Below are 20,325 nucleotides of genomic sequence, written 5' to 3'. Positions count from 1 at the left end.
CGGTGCCCTTGGCCAGCAGCCGATAGACCCGCACGGTGGGCAGTTCACTGAGTCGCTGAGTGCGTCCGATCACCTGCCGTTCGGTGCGCGGTTCCCACTGCGGTTCGGCGACGAGGAACACTGCCGGGGCGTTGAGGCGATGCAGGTTCAGCGCGCCGGCGCCGATGTGGGCCAGCAGGGTGGCCGGGCCACGATCGGTCGCGAACGCATCGACCATGGCCTGCTGATCGGGCACCGACGCGTCGAGAGGCCCGAAGATGTTGCCCGGCAAAGCTTTCCGAATCACATCGAGGACGCCGGGATAATGTGAGAACACCACCACCCGGGCGCCGTTGATGTGGGCCTCGCTGGTGAGTTCGAGGAGCCGGTCGAGTTTGGCACTCGGAGTCGGCGCGCCCGACGGCCAGGCGGCCTGCCGGATCGCGCTGAAGTTGCCACTGGCGACGGCCTGGCGGTAGCGGTCACGGTCGGTGCGGGTCGGGCGCACCCACTCCTCGGTGGCGATGCGCACCGGCAGTTCGTCGACCACGTCGCGGTAATCGCGCCGCAGGTACACCCGGTCGACCGTGCGGCGGAACGCGACCGAACCGCGCTCGCCCGCGTTGGGCGCGACTTTGCCCGCGATGTCGGGTTGCAGGAAGTCGGCCAGGTGGCGGAAGCCGCCGATGCGCTGGTGCATCGGCACCCCGGACAGGAACAGCACCCGGTTGTCGGAGGTCAGCACGTTGCGCACGGCGCGGGCCCGGTCGGATTTGGGGTCGCGCAACAGGTGCGCCTCGTCGACGATCACCAAACCGGGACGTTCGGGCAGCTTGATGCGCGCCAGGGTGTCGTAGGAGACGACGGCCACTCCGCCCGAGGACTTCCACTGCTCAAGGCGGTCCTCGCGGGCGCTGCCGCGGATCTCGATCGCCCGCAGTGCGGTGTGCTTGGCAGTCTCTGCGGCCCAGTGAATTCCGGTGTCGCGCTGACAGATCACCAGGGCGTGGCGAAGCTGTCCGACGGCGGTCAGGTGTGCCGCGACTGCCAGCGCCTGCACGGTTTTGCCCAGACCCAGGTCGTCGCAGATCAGGACGCGCTCGCGGGCCAGCGCGTAGCGGACGCCGAACTCCTGATACCCGCGCAGTTCGGTGCGCAGCATCGAACGGTTCATTACCGTCTGCTCGACCTGGGCCACCACCTCCGCGCCGACGAATCCCTGTGCGGCGTCCACATCGGTTGTGCCGGCGGCGAAGTCGCCGAGTAGCCGGTCTATCGGTCGGGGATCGCTGCGGTAGCTCTGCCACGGGTTGCCCTCGTGGTGGTGCGCGTCATCGATCCGGTCGAGCAGTCCGGCCACCGCCTCGCGCAGTTGGTCGGAGGCCGTCTGGCTGCGCAGCCGCGGCATCAACCGGCGCAGTTGTTTGACCGGGGCCTCGGTGTGCGCCAGGGTCAGCAGTGCGGTCAGCAACGTGGTGTCGTGTTCGGGGCGCAGCCGGGGCCGGGTGGTGGTGCGGATGTGGTCGGCCATGGCCTGGGCCGCGGCCTGCACGGCTTGGGCGGCCTCGATGTCGACCCCGGGCACCTGGGTCAACAGCCGGGCCGGCACCGCGTGGAGGTCGGCGACGGTGCGGTACTCGGAGTTTGCCAGGCCGCCGAGTCGGGCGCCGCACGCCAGGTACGGGCGTAGGCGTTCCAGCGGCGTGGACTGCAGGGCCTGGGCCACCACCTCGTCGGTGGCGGCGTGGATCTGATCGGCGATCTCGGCGCGAAGTTTGCCGACGTCGGCGAGCGCGGCGTCGGCGTGACGGATCAGCTCGGTGGCGTCTGTGCTGTCCATGACAAATCATCATGGCACTGTCCGATCGGGGCCGGGCACAGAGTTTCTTCTCGGGTTGCGCAAGCTTTCAGGAACCACACAGCGAATGCCCAGTGCAACGTCCTACCGTGAAATCAGACGTACAGAAATGTACGGGAGGTGGCAGATCATGCGAATCTTTCCTGCCGCCGCGCTGGCCGTGGCCGGCGCTGCGGCGTCGATCATCGTGGCGCCTCTGGCGGGCGCCGCACCGGCTGCGGCCGCGAACCAGCAGATCAAGCCGATACCCCAGACGTGTGTCACGACACGGGTCAGTACTCAGTGCCGGTCGCCGGGCAACGTGCAGATCAACGACGCGCCGCCGTTCGTGGATAACTTCCCGATGTATGGGTATTTCCCGTGGATCTTGTAACCAGTTCAAGGGGGGCGCTGTTGGATCCGACCCGGCCCGAGGACGCCCTGCGCGACCATATCGACGAGCGACAGTTCGCCGGCGGCATGCTCCCTGTGCCGGCACGGTTCCCGTCGATCCGGGTGGGCCGGCACTGGGTCAATGCCCTGTGGCTGGTGGCCTTCGCGACCGTCGGCTTGGTCGTCGTCATTGCAGTGGCCCAGGAACTGCGCGAATACGGCTGGATGCAGGACTTCATCGCGCGCTATCCGGGGACCTCGCAGACCTACGCGCCCGCGGTGACGTCCGGTTTCCCGGCGTGGCTGCGGTGGCAGCACTTGTTCAACATCGTCTTCATGATGTTCATCCTGCGCTCGGGGCTGCAGATCCTCGCCGACCACCCGCGGTTGTACACCAACTCGGGTTGCCGGCCCGGCACGGAGTGGCTGCGGCTGCGCGACGCGGTCCCCACCGACCGTCTGGACAAGACCGACCCGCCGCGGGTGTGGACCTCCAAGGATGACGCGGTGACCCTGCCGAAATGGTTGGGAATCCCCGGGATACGTCATTCCGTCGGCCTGGCCCGCTGGTGGCACTTCAGCTTCGACCTGCTGTGGCTCGTCAACGGAGCGGTGTTCTATGTGCTGCTGTTCAGCACCGGGCAGTGGCATCGGATCGTGCCGGTGTCATGGGACGTCTTTCCGAACGCCCTGTCCACCGCAGTGCAGTACGCATCGCTGAATTTCCCGACCAATCATGGTTTTACCTCGTACAACGGGCTGCAGATGCTGGCCTACTTCATCACGGTGTTCATCGCAGCACCGCTGGCGTTCCTCACGGGTCTGCTGCAGGCGCCTACGGTGGCCGCGCGGTTCGGCACCGGCCGTGGGCCGCTGAACCGCCAGGTCGCCCGAACCGTGCACTTCACGGTGTGGCTGTGGATGGTGACCTTCATCGCGGCCCACGTGACCATGGTGCTCACCACCGGCGCGGTGGAGAACCTCAATCACATCACGCTGGGCACCGACACCGAGTCGTATTGGGCGCTGGCGATTTTCGGAGTGGCCGCCGTGGTACTGATCGGGTTCTGGCTGGCGGCAACGCCTGTGACGCTTCGCTATCCGCGAGTCGTGCAGAACGTCGGACGGTTCATCGTCGGATGGGCCAAGGCCTGGATGGAGCGCGCGCATCCCCGGGCGACCTACCGCGACAAGGACATCAGCCCGTACCTGTGGGCCAATGGCACGCTGCCCGACTCCGCGGAATACCGGCGGCTGAAGCACGGCGGCTGGGCGGATTACCGGCTGCGGATCGGGGGACTGGTGGGCAACCCGGTCGAGCTGTCCTACGCCGAATTGTTGGCGATGCCCAAACACGAGCAGATCACCCAGCATTACTGCATCCAGGGCTGGTCGGGAGTGGCCAAGTGGGGTGGGGTGCCGATGGCCGACATCCTGAAGATGGTGCGTCCACTGCCGGAGGCGCGATGGGTGGTGTTCTACTCGTTTGCCGACGGTGCCGAGCCCGGCCACGGGCGTTACTACGACTGCCACCGCATCGAGCACATGCGTGAACCATTGGCGTTGTTGGCCCACGAGATGAACGGGGTGCCACTCAGCGAGACCCACGGCGCCCCCGTGCGGCTACGCAACGAACTCGAACTCGGCTTCAAACAGATCAAGTGGGTCGAGGCCATCGAATTCGTGGCCGATTTCCGCGAAGTCGGCTGGGGCCGTGGCGGATACAACCAAGACCATGAGTACTACGGCTACCGGATGCCGATCTAAATTGCTGTGGTTTCAATAATTTGGGGCGGTGCGGCACTCATGCCTCACGCCTCAACGACAGCCAATCTTGTACGTCGATCCCAAACAGATGTGCCTGACACAGTTCAGCATCACCCTCTGAAGCGATCTCAGGGTCGACCCATTCCAGGTACTGTCGGCCCGTGCTGGGGTCGGTCATCGTGATGCAGTAGTCGACACGTTGTGGGCCGAATTGGTCGTCGACGCGATATAGCCGAGTGCCCTTGATGCCTGTCTGGACATGGACTGCGTTCAGCAGAGCCAGTATCTCGTCAGGTGGGGCGGCGGCCATGGCCATCAGTTGTTGCTCAGGGTCGCTCAGTTCGAGGGCTTCCTCAGCGGTGACGGTGCGGTTGACGAGCCGATGATGAAGTTCGGCGTCCACCCAGACACCGTCAAGGAAATAGGAGCCCGAACCATCTGGCCAGATCACGGCCGGACCATCGAGGCTGTGCAGACGGTCCAGCGGAACCATCATCGCTGGCCGAGGCAGGAGAATGAGGCCACCGTCGTCGACGAACGAGTACCAGCCCAATCCGTTCTCGAAGGCGATGAGAATCTGGTCCCAGACCCACAACAGTTCGGGGCTCATATCCGCGGCGCGTGCACCGATGCCGGCCGCCACGTCGATGTAGGCAGACAACAGATCTCTGAAGAGATGCCAGTGGTCCCCTCCGCTGGAGGCGGTTGCCAGCGCACTGCATAGCGGTTTGTCAACGACGATGTCGATCTGGTCGGCGAGTACGCGCCGCGCTGACATTTCCAACCCATCGCGTTCAGCGAGGTATCTGCCTCGTGTCTGGTCGATGAATTGGCGGTTCAGATTCGTACCCCTGGGCCGGCGCAAGGCGTAGGCGTCATCCGGTGACTCGGCGACGACAATCCAATCCGGTTCCGGGGCACCCATACCCACGAGGTACCGTCTGACAGCGGATGTCACGATCTGCTCATTCCACCGGGGATATGCCGCATCGATCGAGTCGAGCAGCTTCGATGCCCAACGCGCGCCGGCTGTCGGGGCATCCATCAGTCGGCCAGGAAGTCGTGACTGTCCCGGATTGGGTGATAGCTGCGTTTCCGCAGCACGCGGTACGTTCCGGGCGTCACGATCAGGGTGCAGTGCTGGCTCACCTGTGCCTGGTGTATCAGGCGTGCTGTGTCGTGCAGCTCGATGAGCGTCTCGGCGCCGGTGATGATGACGTCGAAGTCGTGATCCGATTCGAGCACATGGTGATGCCCTGACTCTGAGTGCCCGACGATATGACTACGTACCGTTGATCGGTCGCCGAACAGCACGCCGGATGTCGGGACCAAAAGCACTTCACCTTGACGGACCAATTCGCTCATCACCGAAACATTCTTCTCGGCCTGGCCCGGCGCGGTATCGGTCACGTGGCCGACGTTCGGCATTGGATCGCCGACGCTGACGGACAAACCCAATCCGGCGAAATCGACGTGGGGATCGGTTGTCGGCTTGGCGGGCGAAACCCGTCGTGGATGCGAGAAGGAGACAGGGTTTGCAGGCCATCGAGCGAGGCGGGGCGGAGCCAACACCGAAACGGTGTGTAATCGATTTAGTCGCGATCCGGGCGCAGTCGACATCAGCAGCTGCGGAGCTGCGTGCATCTCTGCCGCTTCGTCTGGCCGGCATTGCCGGTGAAGTAGCCGGCTCGGAACTCGAGCTCGACATGTTCACCGACCCGGACGGCATGGTGGGCATACGGCTAGCCGTATCGGCAGGGGATCGCACAGTTTCGATGGCTGCGGAAATCGCGAAGATACTTGAGTCGGTGGCGGAAATATCGACAGATGGGACTGATCGACAGTCTATTTCGGAGTGGCCGGTAGTGGCCGACACACCGCAAGGACGGCTTGGATTCGAGGTCGAGAACGCGGCACCTCGGGCGTCATTCTCGTGGATCGCCGGAACCAGTTCGATGAGCCACCTCCTGGTTGAGGAGCTTTCGACTCTGCCGGGTTACGGAATGCGTATCCGACTGTGTCAGGCGCGCTCCGGCAATGCACCCTGGATGCTGCATTTGCGCGTCACTACGTCCGGCGAACCACCTGTTCTGCGGTTGCGGTCAATGATCCGGCGTTGGTTCCCGGGGCTGAAGGTCGCTTCAGTGCAAGGTGCATCAGCGGTGCGATTGCTTGTCGACGGCGATGGTTTGGCTGAGGTGTTCCCGGTGCCAGTGGCGGGCGCGGAGCAGCTTGGCGGAACATTTTTGGCGCCGCCGCCACCCATACCGACGACTCCGCGACGGAATGCGGACATCAATGGGTTGCGGATCGGTCGAGCTGTCACCCGTGGAGGCCGTCCAATTCAGGTGGAACTTGGGGATGAGGAGCGCCTACGTCACGTCCACCTGCTTGGACGTACCGGTACCGGAAAGTCTTCTGCACTGGCAGGTATCGCGCACGGTTTGGCGCGCCAAGGGGAGGGTGCGCTCATCGTGGATCCGCACGGGCAACTTTGTGACCGTGTCCTCGCTGAGTTGCCCGAGTCGGCGATGAACCGGGTGTGGCTGATTCGTTGTGCTGATGTCGGCAATCCGGTACCGGTCAACGCCCTCGCCGAGTCCGACCCGGTGCGTCGTGATATCGCCATCGCTGAAATGTGTGCGACGTTCCAGTACCTGTTCGACCCGAAGGAGACAGGGATCGTCGGACCGCGTTTCCATGAACGCGTTGGAATGACGTTGCGGGCGTTGTCCGCCGTGCACGGGACACGGGCGTCAGTGCTCGACGTACCCATTGCCACGGAGAACGAATCATTCATGGCTGACGCGGTGAAACGGTCTGACGATGAGCGCCTGAAATCGTGGTGGAAGGTATGCGGTCTGTCGAATCGGTCCAACGAGTACGGCGAGGTACTGGCCTGGGTGAACAGCAAGTTTGAGCGGTTGTCAAACACGGCGGCGATGCGTGCGATCCTCGGGTCCGGCTGTAATGCCATTGATTTCGCCCGCGCAATGGACGACGGCCGAATCATTCTGCTCGACCTGTCGAAGGCTGATTTGGGCGAGCAGGCCAGCCGCATGCTCGGCTACATGTACCTCGGTCGCGTGTGGGATGCGGCGCTGCGCCGCGAACACCGGGATCGAACATTCACCGTGATGGTCGACGAAGCGCACACGCTCATCTCGGGAGCGCTGAGCAATATGTTGTCAGAAGGCCGAAAGTTCGGGCTCTCTGTGGTTCTGGCGCATCAGTATCTCGATCAGCTTGACAACGATCTGCGTCCCGCTGTCGACGGTAATGTTGCCACCACGATCGCGTTCCGCAGCGCTGTGTCAGACGCCGCCGAACTGTACAAGCGGTTCGGCGGCCTTGTCGATGTGTCGATGCTGATCAGTCAGCCGGATCTCTCGGCAGTTAGCTTGCGCACTGCGGCATCTGATCCGGCACGGCCGCACACACTCTTCATCGACCACAACGAGATCGTCACAGCTCGCACCGGTGCTGAGCTTGTCCAGCGATTGGAGCGTACTTTGACCCGTACCCGGAAAGCGCTCGTCGACCCGTACCGGGAGTACACAGCGGCAGCAGCTGCCGGTGCATCCAATGTCGCAAGGCTCTCGGATACGCAAGAGGTGGAATCGCCGTCGTCACCGCGACGTAAGCCTAGACGTTCATCGACAGCCGACGCCCCGAGCAGGTCGTCGGCGTTTCTCGACGAGTGGTTGGCCAAGCGCGCGGCCGCGTCAGTAGAGGCGGCGACCGACCAATCCGGGGCAATGTTGGACGATTGCGCGTTTCCCCTTGATGCGTAGCTCGGCGGACAGGGCTCGGGGATCGGTTTAGAGGGTATGAAACCCGTTCAGCTTCAATGCAGTTCCGTGGTGGTAGACCTCGCCGAACAGTGCGCGTGCCGATCGCGTTCGCGGCGTTTCGGTGAGGGTGTCAACCGGCCGAGACTTAGCAACCGGGAGCAGGAGGCCCTGCTGAACTGGCTACGACACGACAGCAAGAGAGTGGCCGCCGCACAGATGTATGTCACCGAACACACACTCAGTACGCATATCGAACGCATCCGTCGCAAGTACGACGCAGTAGGGCGGGCTGCGCCGACCAAGGCTGCCATGTTGGCGCGCGCGCTGCAGGATGGGCTGATCGACATCGACGACTTGTAGTCGATGCGGACAATGAAGCGCATGGCCGGCCCCGATCATCCCGGTGACAGCGACGTCTCGGCGCAGCGGCTGGTCACCGGACTGCTGCTCGTCAACCAACTCGTAGGGTTGGCTTGCCAATTCATCCAAGACACCGATTCAAGGTTCCCGTTGTGGTACTTCACCGTTGATTCGGCGATCGCTGCGGCCGCCGTCGCGTTGCTCACGCTTTTAGTTCCCCGGGCACGGTGCCTGCCGGTACTGAGGCATACGGCAGCGGTTGGTGTCATCGTCTCGGCAGTCATCTTCGCGGCTTTCATCGCGCCGGGAACGGAGACCGGAACCTGGTTTCAGCCTCACGATGACACGGCGGTGCGCATGGCGACCGTGCTCTTCCACGGAACGGCCCCGATACTGGTCGTTGCGGACTACCTGTTGCACCAACCTCGCATACGTGCTTTGCAGGCGGTGGCGTGGGCATATCTGTGGCCGCTGACCTACTTTGCCGGCCTGTGTGTGCTGGTTGCAGTGTTCGGTCAGAGCGCCGTCCCCTATCCGTTCCTGTCGCCGGAAGCGATGGGATGGGCAGCCGTAGCCTGCGCGGTGATTGCTCTGATCCTGCTGGTGTCCTCCTGCGGGCTGATACTGGGGGCGTTGAGCCGAACACGTCGCCGACGCTGGGCGGGTCGTCAAACTGACGACCCGCCGCGGTAATGCCCGGTTAGATGTACACGTCCGACAGCTTGACGCTCAGGAGGCAGGGCACGATGGCAGCTGATGATCGCATCGGTGATCCTGATGATGGCAAGCTGAATCCGTATTCCCACATCGATCTCCTCCCGGATCTGCACCGCACCTCGAATCCGTGGACCCAGATCTTGCGTGATTTGAGTGCTCCTGCCCCGATGTCGCATTGGGCTGCGGAGGTGACCCTCGAACGCATCGGCAAGTACGACCGGATCCGACCTTTCGTGACTCGGGGAGCACTGCTCGTAATCGTGGTGCTCATGCTGAGCCTGGCGCCAGCTACCAACTGGCTGAGCTGGCTACTACTGATGCCCGCAGGGATACAGGTGGCGCTCGAGATCGCCTTGGATTTTGAGCTCGGAGAGTCAGGCGCTCAACGTGTCGCGATCCTGGCTCCGCTCACCGCCGTCGCCGAGTCCGCTCAGAACCGCACCTTGATCAATGTCACCGGCTTGATCGGTTTCGTCGCGGTCCCCTGCGCTATCGTCGCGGTCGCGTACGGTTCCGGCCCCGAACAGCCCGGATGGCCGAAGGTGGTGGCGCTCGCGGTTGCTGCCGCGTACGGGGTTTCGGCGATGATGAGCTTGCTCATCGATGCTACGCACTATTCGCCGCATCAACGGCCAACCAAGCCGTACCGGATTTTCCGCGTGGTGCGACCACACGTGTGGCTCGTCATCATGGTTCTGATGACCGCAATCGTGGCAGGTTCCATCGCTGCGAAAAGATGGGCACCCGAGATGGTCCCTCTGGCGTGGGCGCTGTGTGCCATTCCGATCCTGATCGGGACGAAACAGCGTGAATACGAACGTTTTCTGCGCGCCAGCAGTGAGCGACTGGCCAAGGTGCAAGATGATGCAAAGCGTGAGCTGACGAAGGACTTCCACAACACCAATACCGATATCAGGACCTTCAATCGGCAATTGGCGACGGATACTTCGGTTCCTCCCCATATCAGGGTGCGAGCTGCTGCACTGGCGCCGTTGATCAGCCTGATGTCAGAAGCGATCGACCACGACCGGTGGGTCCGGCAACAGCAACGCCCGTCTCTGTCGGGCATCGCCAAGAAATACCAGTCGGACGCCGGGTTGATCATGAAGATCGATCTGCAATTGGACGATCTGCAACCGCGTAACTACGAGCTGGCCCGCGCGTTGCTTGCGTCGCTTCTGGTGAACGTTGGACAGGCAATGGCCAGGCACCCGCCGCAGAACGGCGACTATCACGATGCGTCTCGTCCTGTCACCGTCAGCGGTGAGGTGCGTGGTGGCCAGGTTCGCATCGTCGTGGGGGACCCGCTACCGCTGATCACGGACTGGCTGTGCGACGGGTCGACCACACAGTGGTTACACCAGGATTTGATCGCTCACGGTAGCGCGGAGGGGCTGACTCAGCATCTCGTCGACCCAGACAACCCCATGGGTGGCAAGGAGATTCGCGCCATCTGGCCCGTTCAGAAGCCGGCTTTGAATCTGAGGGATATTCGCAGATGACAGACATCACCGCTGGGCAGCGTGCGTATTTGCTGCTCGACGACCACGGCGCACGTTCCAAATGGTTCGAGCGAGACATCGCCACCGAACGCCTCATCATCAAGACAGTGAATGAGGCAAGGGAACTTCGTAACCTCAAGAACGATCTCGACGTGCTCGATGGGGCGATCGTCGATTTCCATCTGAACACGTCGCAGCGCTCGGACTATCCGTTCCTCCGCTATCCATGCACGATGCAGGACTGTCCCGATGTGGCGCGCGTCGGGTACGCGGCTGAGGATGTCGAGCGTGCCCACCGGGAACATGCCTGGCATGTCGACGCCGGCATATCCCAGGTCGACGTGACCACCGGTTTGGGTGCGATGCTTTACATCAAGCAGCATGCTCCCGATGTCACGCTGTATGGGTTTTGTGAGCTGAGCGCGAACCATTCGGTGATGTTCCTACTCGCTGCACGAACCTGGCTGGGCGCCAGTGCCATCAACGCCGAAACGGCCACCGAGGATCTACAGAGTGCGTTACTTTCCTCGGTCCCTGAGGACTCACTGCGGATCAATACGCAACTTGCCAGAGCCGCTGTCGGCTTCGAGAATCTGACCGACAGTCTGTCGTTCCTCGCGCGGTCTGCCGAAGCCTTCGATTGGCTCAATATTTACCAGCACTGTGGATATCGCGCCACGTTAGCGGAGTTCAAGAATTTGCTCAGGCAGAGCTACGGTCGCCAAACTTTGGAAGCCGACATTTACGTCCAGATCGTGTGCCGTTGGCAGGCCGCGTTGCACCGGATCATGGCCGGGTTCAATTTGGACACCGACGGATGGCCCGACCTTCGGAATGCGCGATCGGCCAAACATTGGGATTCGCGTAACCCCGTCCTCGACTTCCTCAAGAGCCATGACTATCAGACGTTCTTCACCGCGGCGGACACGCGGGCGGCGTTGGCCTATTACCGGGCCAATCAAAGGAGACTGATGGACGAGGACCCGCTAGGTGGATTCTGACTTCCTCCCCTCATGGACAACCATCGGTGGGGCACCAGCCGGTCTTCCGAGGTCGCGCCTCAAAGTCGCGTCCACCGATGGCCGTCGCAGACCTGAAGACCGAACGTTCATCGTGGCCCAAGGTCTCCGGTCCTGGATCGAACCCTTTGAGATGCAAAGGTTCCAACTTCTGGCGGGTGTCCTGCAGGCGCGGATGATAGTGGTCGAGGTACCGGGTTTTGGTGCTGCCGGTACCCGGTTGCTGGCCGACGAACGGCGAGCACTATTCGCAGGAGATTTTTCGCCTTTGGCAGCCCGAATGTTGACTGCGGCAACGTCAGCCATCGTTGATGAGGCCGTCCCGGAGTTATCCTTCCTCGGATATAGCATGGGCGCCTCCCTCACCGCCGCGATGGCCAACGTCGCATCGGCGCAGGGCATTGCTGTCGAACATCTGTGCCTGGTGGAGCCGGTTGCACTGCGCCCCTGGAGAATTGATGAGCTCGTGACGGCCACTCGGTTCGAGAACCGCCTCATCGATGGCTATCTGATCACCAATGAGTCCTTTGACGGCGCGGTCGAACCGTGGGACCGGCGCGCCGGTGTGAGCCCGGCAACCCACCGGCGCCGCGATCTTCTGTTCCTTGCGATCGCACTCAGTCGCGGTGGGCTTACCTCTGAACTGCTGTCGCGGTCCGGCGGGCCGCGCCACATCGTGGTCGTGCGCGGCTATAGCAGCCTGCTGGCGCACGCTGACCCGGCCACGGTGCTGCGACAGCTTCGGCGCGACGGCGCCACCGCTGATGAGCTTGTGGTCCCCGGACACCACGCCTTCTGGCATTCGTTGCCAGCAGTGAATGAGATGGCCCGTCGGCTCAGGACAATGCTCGATGAGTCGCACTGATCTGCTCGCTGTTGGCAAACGTCTACTCGTCGCTCTTCATTCGGCGGGTATCTGCCACCGGTAGCGACTAGCTCATTTCAGTGGGTCGTCAGAATGACGACCCACTGGTCGTCAGCGCGGAGACCTGTAAAAACATCGACTGACAACCTTCGCGGACAGGCCGACGGCGGGTCGGCCTCCCAGCGGAGGAGCCACCGATGGCCACTACACAGCACGAAGGTAGCAACTGCAGCGCGCAACCCTCAGTGGAACGTGAGCACCCCTCCCTGTGGTCAACTCGCGAGCGGGTAACCAACGCGGTGGCGCGACGGTGGCTGAAAGATCATTCTGAGATCGCTGTTACCGACAACGATCTGGACAAGACACTGCAGCAGTTGCTCACCGAGATCTTTCAGATGGGACGCCAGCGTGGGCGCAATCAACTCTCAGCACATGCCGTTTCACTCTTGGCTGTGATCGGCGAAGATGCCGGATCGTTCGCCTCAGCGCGGACATTCGCTACGTCGGCCGACATACCGACTGACACCGCAATGCTCTTCACCCGGCTTGCCGAGGTTCTCGCCCCGCTCGCTGCTGCGGTACAGCTGTCCCGGATTCCGGTCACCGACGCCGCGGTACGAATCCTTGCTGACCAGCCGGCGATATGCGACCTCACCCGACGGGAGCTTCGCGGGTTTGTCGTCGCGCAGGTTCGTCCGCACGCCGAGAAAATGCACGCACGTGCGGGGTCTGGTGAAGCTACCGAAACCTACTTGCAGCTGATCCTTGAAGACCTCGACACGCTCGCCGCCGCGGTGGTTACTGCTGCAACGGCCAACCGCGCTCGCCCCACCACCGTTGACCCCCGAGCAGCGGAAAGGCTGGGGGCCTTCGCAGCCGAGCACCTGTCCAGCCTGCGTCGCACCGCCGCTCGATATGGAGCGGAGGCCGATGACATCGTCGGGATCACCATGCTCAAACTGACGTCCGCGATCCGCAACAATCCCGATCTTGTCCTCGACTACCGCTACGCCGCAGGCGCTTTGGCCAACACCGCCACTGATACGTACAAGCGGGCAGCGCTGAGGTCGGCGCATGAGGTCACGAGTACCGAAGACGCCGTGACGTTCGCCGAAAGCAGCGACGATTCAGCGTTGGTAGACGTCGCTGACATCGTGCTGCGGCATGTGCTGGCGGTGGCCCAACTTCTCGATCACGGGGAGCTGACACCCGAGCATGCAGTCGCTCGTGAAGCCGTGCTGCACTATTTCCTGGACGACCCTACAGTGCTCGATCCCCGCCGCGCGAAACTCGCGGCTCGCGTACTGACCCTGTCGGCGCCTACTGGTCGAGATGACGAGGTTCGGTCCGGCTTGACCGCCATCGCAGAGGCACTCGCGCAGAATCGGGCAGCGGCACTGCGGATCTCCAAACTGGCTGTCACAGCTCTTCGTACTTCTGGCAGTGCCTGATGGCGAGGGATCGGTTGATTCGGCAGGAGCGCCGCGGATCGACGCGGGGCCCGTCGACGGAAGGATGAATGATGCGGTACGAGGATAATCGTGTCCGGTGACTCCGGCGGGCTTGCAGCTGATGAACCCAGGACGCTGACCCGCGACATGCTGGCCGTGGGACTTGGTGGTCTGCCCGACGCTGACCTGGACACTCTCGCGGCACACACCCACACCGAGCTGGAACAGCGGATCGGATACGCGTTGGCTTGTCACCTGAGCGAGCCGCAACTAGAGGAGTTCGACGAACTCACAGAACAGAATCCATCCGCTTGTGCGCAATGGCTGCACGACGTGATACCTACGTACTGTGCGACGGTGGCCCGAGTCCGCGCCCAACTGGTCGCCGAGGTCACCCAAGCCGTACTGGGAGCGCAGCCGGAAGTGGCGGACCGAAGCCGTCGTATCAGCGAAGTGGTCGAGCCATCGCTGGAACTGGCCGAACAGATCCTCTCGGAGAGTGGATACATGGTGCGACGAGCCGCCGACACGCTCGAGTTCCGGCTGAAGGCACAGCTGGGTTGTCCCGAACTGGTCATCGAAATCGGGCTGTTCGAACGGGGCGATCTGATCAGCGTCACCGGATGGCTGGCCGAGAACAGAGCTGCCTGCGGGGCAGCGCAATTCGCGACACGCTGGAACCTGGTTGCGCCATTACCCAAGGCTGTTGCCATGGATGGTCGTCTCGTCGGGCAGGTGGTCACACAGCTCTCTGCACAATTGACACCTACGCATTTCGGGCGGCTGCTCGAGCAATCCATTACACGTCTTACTGTGATGTTCGTGGTTGCCGGCGGTCAGTCAGCTGTGCGAGCCCGCTCATAGCGTGGGCAGCGGAATGTACTTTCTTGTCGAGTCTTCGCCGGTCTGATGATCACGTACAACGACGCCGGCCAACCTCTTACCCTCTAGATCCAATGTGATGGTGTCAGCACTCATGTCGCCGACATCTGGGGTCAACCGGTCTCGCACCGTCAAGGAGTTGCTGTCGTAGAGGGTCGTGCCCAGCGAGTTTGAGCTCAGAACGGCGAATTTGCCTGTCGTGGAGAGCTGGTCGACCGTCCCACCATAAAACGCAATTGGGCCCACCTTCAGATCCGCGTCGAGAATGCGGACGGCGCCATCGTCGGTTGCCACGATCAGATTCTCGCTGTCGGGTACGTACGCCAGCCGACTTCTTGGGCCCGGGGCAACGGACTTGGTGGTGAACTGTGGGGCCGCGACGGGTTCGGACCCTGCCATGGTTATGGTGCCGACACGGCCGGCATCAGTGACGAAGCTGACCGCATCGCCAGCAGTTGAAATGTCGGCGTCGACAGGAGATTCGTCGATGTCGAGCCCGTCGAGAGGGATGGTTGTATGGCCCGCTGATGCCGGGTCGATAAGCATGATCCCGCCCGGCATAGCGCAGACAAAAGTCTTGTGGTCTGCTCCGGGCCGAATGCCGTAGATCGTGGTATTCACGAGCGACATCATCGGGTCGGTGTGACCGGCGGCATTTATGCGCCACAAAGTATCGCGAGTCGCGATGACCCCGTACTCGTCGACAGCGGTGGCGCTAGAAGCATCGACGGGTCCAGGAATCCTTCCTGTCTCGGCTCCTGTGTCTGCGTTGGTAATGCGGCCGTCGGCATGGACGAGGTACTCCGCTGAACCTATCTGCAACATGGTGAGCGCGCCGTCCGCGGAGTACCGCTGAATCTGTGTCGCTGGAATGTGGTACAGGCGCCCGTTGTTCGTGATTGCAGCGGCGCGTGCATTGCGCGGGTCGGAGATGGGCAGGGTACGTTCGGCGCCGCTCGGCAGCCAGGGCACGCTCGTACCAACCAGCTGCGAAGGTCCGCCCGGCATGACCGTCGAGTACCAAGCGGTGTTATCGGCGTTGCACACGGGCGTATGAGGTGCACCGTGCTGCACCCGCGTGTCGATGACGCCGTCGATCACATTGAACGATGTGCCTTTGAGGGCGCTGTCCCCCTCAATGCCACCGAAGAGGTCGTTTCCGCACCGCTGTAAACTTGCGGCGAGTGCGTAAGTTGGGTCCGCAATCGCGGCTGGGTTGCTGATGGTTCTATTTATAGGCGACGGTGTTTCAGGACCGGCATCTTGAGGGACGATTGGTATGGCACCAGATTCGGTAATGGATCTTTCGTCGTAGGTGCTGCTGTGCAACACACCCCGTGAATCGATGTAGTCGACTAGATGTCGATCGGTGGTTACATCGACTGCGAGTGCCGGATTCGGCAGCGGATAACGCTGGGGTGTCTCGATACCGAGCTGATGAAAACTGCCCCGATACAGACTGCTGTCCGCAGCCCACCAGAGCTCTTGACCGTCGCCAGTGGTAACGACATTGACGTTCCGGATATCGGTGGTGCGTACGTCGCCGGTCTGCAGGTTGGCTATGCCCAAACTCTGGCCACGCGTGGTGACGAACGCAACCTGGCCCCCATCCTTCGACACGGCGACGCTCCCGAGACGGATCGAATCGTCAAAGTCGATGCTGCGCAGTTGCGTACCGGAATTGGCGTCGAGCACGACAAGCCGCTTGCTGACATAGGCAACAATGACCGGTGCATCCGCCGCCCAGGTAGCCGCCATGAAATCCTCGGGTCCAATGACGACAGTCCGCAAACGGCCGTCGTTGGCGGTGGCCACGTTTACAGCTTCGATCGACTCCCTACTGGGCGAAAGCTGATCGGCTTCACGTGCCTGTGCCAGCGCCTTGATGGTATCGATCTCCATCGTCGACTGAGCTGCCAGTTCCAGCGACTGGTTGCGTGCCGCTGACTGTTGTGCTGACCGCTCTCCAGCCCGCGCGAACATCAGGGCCCCGACGCCGACTAGTGCTAGCGCAGCGAGGACAGCGGTCGCACTGACCGCGATACGGCGCAACCGTTTTCGGGCTCGGCGACTCCGCTCGATCGCGGTTTGCGCGTAGGGTGCCATTCGTTCTGTGACGGTCACACCGTCTACTGCAGAGGAACTGGCGAGCACCACCTGGGCGTCACGTTCCTCGCCGTGGTGCAACAGGCGTTCAAGACGACTCGTCTGTCGCGGTGCAGCCGTACGCGCGGCCTCGACCAGGCGAGCGTGGGCGCTGGTGATCGGTTGACGGGCCGCGACGAGGGCTGCGATCTCGCCGATTCGGGTTGCGTCCGGGACCACGCCACTGCGGCTGTCGATGAACTCGACCCATTTACCCCAGTCTCGAACGAATAGATATTCGTCCTGACAGTAGCGAGACTGCCGCCATGCCGCGGTATCGATGACGACGATCACATTTGCTGCGGCGAATTCGGAGGTGATGACATCCCAATGAGCTTGCCCCCACGGCAAACCAATGGATTCGGCGCTCTCTGCGGCCTCGCCCGCCTCGTCCATCCAGACGCTGTATCCACACTCGACAAAAGCCCGCCGAACACCGATCGCCAGTGACGCGTCGACATGTGCGTAGGAAATTCCGATATCGGCCACGGTCAGTCATCTCCGAGGTTGAACAACGCCATTTCTTGAGTGGTCAGAAGACGCGGCGCCACCAAGTGAGGTTTGTTGTCTTCTTTGGTGATATTTATCGATCGGACCGCACCGATCTGAGTCACGGCATAAAGGACGGCATCATCATCGGAAAAAACAACGTCGGTGACCGTCGACTGTCCGGATGCGGCTTCGCGGAATATCACCCTACGAGAGTCCGCGTCGAACACCGCGATGCCTTGCTCGCCGATCACTGCTATCCGCCTGCCAGCCGGCGATGTGCGAAGTGCGAAGGCATCATTACCCGCACCTATGCTTCCGAGCGGAGTCAGCCCATCGGCTGAGGATGTGAACAGTCGACCGTGGTCGGTGACCAGAGTGAAGCCTCCGCCCACACGCGGTTCGGCCGCGGCGATCGTTAACGGTTCCTCGGCTGAGGGTAGTTCCAGGCGGTCCTCGGATCCGTCGGAATGACGTAGGTAGCCGTCGGCGGTGAGTACCTCACCTGGACCCGTCGGCTCAGGGCTGAGCGACACCGGATGCCTCGCGATATCGAAATGCTGATCGCTGTTGTCGCCGTCACGCCGACGCGACACTTGATATTCGTCGGCGATCAAGATCGTCGAGCCGTCATTGCTAACGGCCGATACCGCCTTGCCGCCGTCACCGATCGCGGTCGCGGCTGTCGTCCCAGGCAGCACGGGCGCGTCATCGTGTGTCCAGAATTTGTCAGTCTCATTGAATCCGAAGGTACGACTTCGCTTTGGCCCGACACTTGCAATCCGTGAGCCGTCTGCGGAGAGCGAGATATCGGTGGTTAAGCCGGAGAAGAACCAGTGGTTTGTGGTGCTGAGGTCATTGGTCCTCACCACTCGCGCGTATCCGGGCAGGATCGTGACGGCGAGATGCCCGTCTGCGGCGATCCGGATCTGGTTGCGAGCTGACTCACGGGGCGCGGCATGAACGCCAATGACACTCGCCATCCGGGCAGATTCGTCGATCAGCCCGGCAGAGGTGGCAACACCGAAGATCTCAGCCGAGGGAACGGACCAAGCGCGGAGAAAGCCGTCGGCGCCGACGGTGACGAACCGTCCATCGGACAGGCGCGCCGCCCATACCCGGCCGCTGAGATGTGCACGGACGGTCTGAAAGATGCGACCCGAACCGATTATCGAGACTTCGCCGGTGCCGGTGGTGATCAGAGCGTACTGCGCGTCGACCGGAAAAATCTGACGCGCGGGAAAGGGCAGGGGTTTCGGGGACCCGGTATCGGCGTCGGCGAGGCTGAAAGTCACCGGCCGGGGGTAGTCGATACCCAGAACCATTTCGCCGTCGGCGCTCAGTGACGGGTTTGTCAGCGTGGCGGAGCGGGTTTGTTCGACACTGTGCGTGGTCGTGTTCACGATCATTACCGATGTGCCAGTTGCCGCAACGATCCGGTTCTGCTCGGTGGACACGGAGGCACTGTCGACAAGCTCTCCCAGAGGTGCTTCGGCGATGACCGCGACTGCACCATCGGTTGCATTGATCGAGACAAGCTGGTTGTCTCGGCCGATGAGTACGTGATCATCGTCGAGCCAGTCGAGAAGCGCGATACCGCTCCGCCGTGGAATCTCAGGAAGCTCCTCACCACTGTCGACATCGAACAGATAGATAGAGCCTGCATCTGGTTGCTGAACTGCGAGACGGCTTCCTTGTGGATTCAGAATGCCGAGAGCGCCGTCTGAACTCGACGGATCCTCGAATGGAAACTCATGCAGAACGTTGCCGCCGGGAGCGTCATAGACCACGATGCCCGCGCCGGCTTTCACGATCGCGACGCGGTCCGAATCCTCGGCTGCGCTGATTCCCTGCGGCTTGAATTCCAGGTGGTGGCTTGTATGTGGCCAGGTGCTCGCCGCTACCCGCGCAGCAGCGGTTTGGGCGGCTGAACCCGGACTGGATTGTAGGGCCGACATCGCCAGTAACGTGGGTAGATCGGGGTCGCCCGGGATGAGGTTGGTGGCTTCGCGCGCCAGGCGACTCGATGTTGCGATATCTGCTGCCTGCTGCGCGCGATTCTGCGAGACGCGCGCGCTGATTGCCTGCACCACAGCGAAAACCAGAACGATAGAAAGAACCGCGGCCGTCGCTCCGATGACGCTCTGACCGATCCGACGACGTCGGCTGACCGCTTGCTGGCTGGCGTCGATGTAGTCGCGGACCAGATCCCGTCGTTCGGATTCCCGTGCCGGCCCGCTCTGTAGGAGCGCGAGTGAGCTACCGATCTCCGATTCGGGGATCAGTGCTTGCCTGCCTTCGCTCTGCCACCGCAACGCGTCGGCGACGAGATTGTTCCAACCGATGATTGCCTTGCCACCGTGCTGAATGATCGTGCTGATGCGTGCGGCGCATTTGTCGACACCGAGTTGTGCAATGAGACTCTGGCTGAGGCCCGAGAAGATCGGGGCGGGCCCCGGCAGAAACGATACCGGCAGCACCTCGTCGTAACTTTCGGCGATCGCCTGCACTCGTTTGGCTTCCTCAGCGCTGAGCATCGATGAGGTGATCAGAACGGCCACCGGGAAATTGCCAGTAGGGCCGGGAGCCGCCGTCTCGACCTGCAAGCCGCGTGCCGTCAAGGCCTCGATGAAAGGGGCTACGGTTCCTGCATCTGTCGGCGTGTATATGACGTCGACACGGTTCATGGTTCACCCTTCGCCGCCTCGGTGGGAAACTCCGCAATGACAATTATTGGTTCCTCATATTGGCACGGATATGCGGGCAGGTCGCGATGGTGTCGAGGAATCGGTCACCGTTGTAATCCATTTGTACGACACGCTTCTGGCTCGCGAAGGAGTGCGGGCAGACAACTTCCAGCGCACGACAAAGGCCGCCCAGCCGATGGTGGGCGGCCCCGTCGTGGCGAGATCTACTTTTGGCCGGTACCGCGACAGGCCGAGCAGTTCACCCAGTTGCCGAAGTCGCTATGGCCACCGGTGCCATTGCAGCGCGGGCAGGTGGCACGGAGTCGGCGAATGATTTTCATCATGGGAGTTCCTCTCTATGGTGGTGCAGTCCACGGTGCCAGCCCCCGCAGCACCGCGAAATCGGCCGTCCGGACTACAGGCGTATGCGGTGTCGGT

General features: G+C 62.4%; 15 protein-coding genes. 10 read left to right on the top strand and 5 right to left on the bottom strand.

Annotation, left to right across the window (positions count from 1 at the left end; genetic code table 11):
• The coding region (locus A5740_RS07975) for a DEAD/DEAH box helicase (protein ID WP_076192852.1) at window positions 1-1,819 on the bottom strand (1,819 nt) is incomplete at its 3' end.
• A 148-nt stretch (window positions 1,820-1,967) separates the two neighbouring features.
• On the opposite strand from A5740_RS07975, the gene A5740_RS07970 reads away from it, so the two are divergent.
• Together A5740_RS07970 and A5740_RS07965 are read left to right on the top strand one after the other, a co-directional pair.
• A complete protein-coding gene (locus tag A5740_RS07970; RefSeq protein WP_076192949.1) occupies window positions 1,968-2,210 on the top strand; it encodes a hypothetical protein in 243 nt (80 codons plus the stop codon).
• 86 nt (window positions 2,211-2,296) lie between these two features.
• Window positions 2,297-3,976, top strand: coding sequence for a molybdopterin-dependent oxidoreductase (locus A5740_RS07965; RefSeq protein WP_083653970.1), 1,680 nt, complete (start codon window positions 2,297-2,299; stop codon window positions 3,974-3,976).
• Window positions 3,977-4,013: 37 nt separating this feature from the next.
• On the opposite strand, the gene A5740_RS07960 is transcribed toward A5740_RS07965, so the two are convergent.
• Both A5740_RS07960 and A5740_RS07955 read right to left on the bottom strand, forming a co-directional pair.
• Window positions 4,014-4,934 (bottom strand): hypothetical protein, encoded by a 921-nt coding sequence (locus A5740_RS07960; protein ID WP_139334998.1) that lies wholly within the window; start codon window positions 4,932-4,934, stop codon window positions 4,014-4,016.
• A gap of 86 nt (window positions 4,935-5,020) precedes the next feature.
• On the bottom strand, window positions 5,021-5,428 hold the full coding sequence (locus A5740_RS07955) for a hypothetical protein (RefSeq protein ID WP_254849105.1): 408 nt from the start codon (window positions 5,426-5,428) through the stop codon (window positions 5,021-5,023).
• Window positions 5,429-5,511: 83 nt separating this feature from the next.
• Between A5740_RS07955 and A5740_RS07950 the strand changes: the two genes are divergently transcribed.
• From A5740_RS07950 to A5740_RS07915, 8 genes are all read left to right on the top strand, one after another.
• Window positions 5,512-7,770 (top strand): type IV secretory system conjugative DNA transfer family protein, encoded by a 2,259-nt coding sequence (locus tag A5740_RS07950; RefSeq protein ID WP_076192944.1) that lies wholly within the window; start codon window positions 5,512-5,514, stop codon window positions 7,768-7,770.
• A 201-nt stretch (window positions 7,771-7,971) separates the two neighbouring features.
• The gene (locus A5740_RS29040; protein WP_254849104.1) at window positions 7,972-8,130 is read left to right on the top strand and encodes a LuxR family transcriptional regulator; all 159 of its coding nucleotides are present in this window, start codon (window positions 7,972-7,974) and stop codon (window positions 8,128-8,130) included.
• A gap of 21 nt (window positions 8,131-8,151) precedes the next feature.
• A complete protein-coding gene (locus A5740_RS07940; protein ID WP_076192940.1) occupies window positions 8,152-8,823 on the top strand; it encodes a Pr6Pr family membrane protein in 672 nt (223 codons plus the stop codon).
• 53 nt (window positions 8,824-8,876) lie between these two features.
• On the top strand, window positions 8,877-10,349 hold the full coding sequence (locus tag A5740_RS07935) for a hypothetical protein (RefSeq protein ID WP_076192847.1): 1,473 nt from the start codon (window positions 8,877-8,879) through the stop codon (window positions 10,347-10,349).
• Window positions 10,346-11,350, top strand: coding sequence for a hypothetical protein (locus A5740_RS07930; RefSeq protein WP_076192846.1), 1,005 nt, complete (start codon window positions 10,346-10,348; stop codon window positions 11,348-11,350). Before A5740_RS07935 ends, A5740_RS07930 begins: the two co-directional genes overlap by 4 nt.
• A gap of 112 nt (window positions 11,351-11,462) precedes the next feature.
• Window positions 11,463-12,233, top strand: coding sequence for a hypothetical protein (locus A5740_RS07925; protein ID WP_254849103.1), 771 nt, complete (start codon window positions 11,463-11,465; stop codon window positions 12,231-12,233).
• A 197-nt stretch (window positions 12,234-12,430) separates the two neighbouring features.
• Window positions 12,431-13,684 carry a sigma-70 family RNA polymerase sigma factor gene (locus tag A5740_RS07920; RefSeq protein ID WP_139334997.1) on the top strand — a complete coding sequence of 418 codons (1,254 nt, stop codon included), beginning with the start codon at window positions 12,431-12,433 and terminating at the stop codon, window positions 13,682-13,684.
• 90 nt (window positions 13,685-13,774) lie between these two features.
• Complete coding sequence (locus A5740_RS07915; RefSeq protein ID WP_139334996.1) at window positions 13,775-14,548, top strand: DUF5663 domain-containing protein; 774 nt, start codon at window positions 13,775-13,777, stop codon at window positions 14,546-14,548.
• On the opposite strand, the gene A5740_RS07910 is transcribed toward A5740_RS07915, so the two are convergent.
• Window positions 14,543-17,200 (bottom strand): toll/interleukin-1 receptor domain-containing protein, encoded by a 2,658-nt coding sequence (locus A5740_RS07910; protein ID WP_076192840.1) that lies wholly within the window; start codon window positions 17,198-17,200, stop codon window positions 14,543-14,545. The genes A5740_RS07915 and A5740_RS07910 overlap by 6 nt on opposite strands.
• A 2-nt stretch (window positions 17,201-17,202) precedes the next feature.
• Entirely contained in the window at window positions 17,203-19,887 is a 2,685-nt protein-coding gene (locus A5740_RS07905) for a PQQ-binding-like beta-propeller repeat protein (protein ID WP_139334995.1), read from the bottom strand.
• Window positions 19,888-20,325 lie beyond the last annotated feature (438 nt).

Source organism: Mycobacterium sp. GA-1841 (genome assembly GCF_001954135.1).
Classification (GTDB): Bacteria; Actinomycetota; Actinomycetes; order Mycobacteriales; family Mycobacteriaceae; genus Mycobacterium.
The sequence above is the reverse complement of the archived record's forward strand: the minus strand, read 5'-3'. Positions and strand labels throughout refer to the sequence as shown.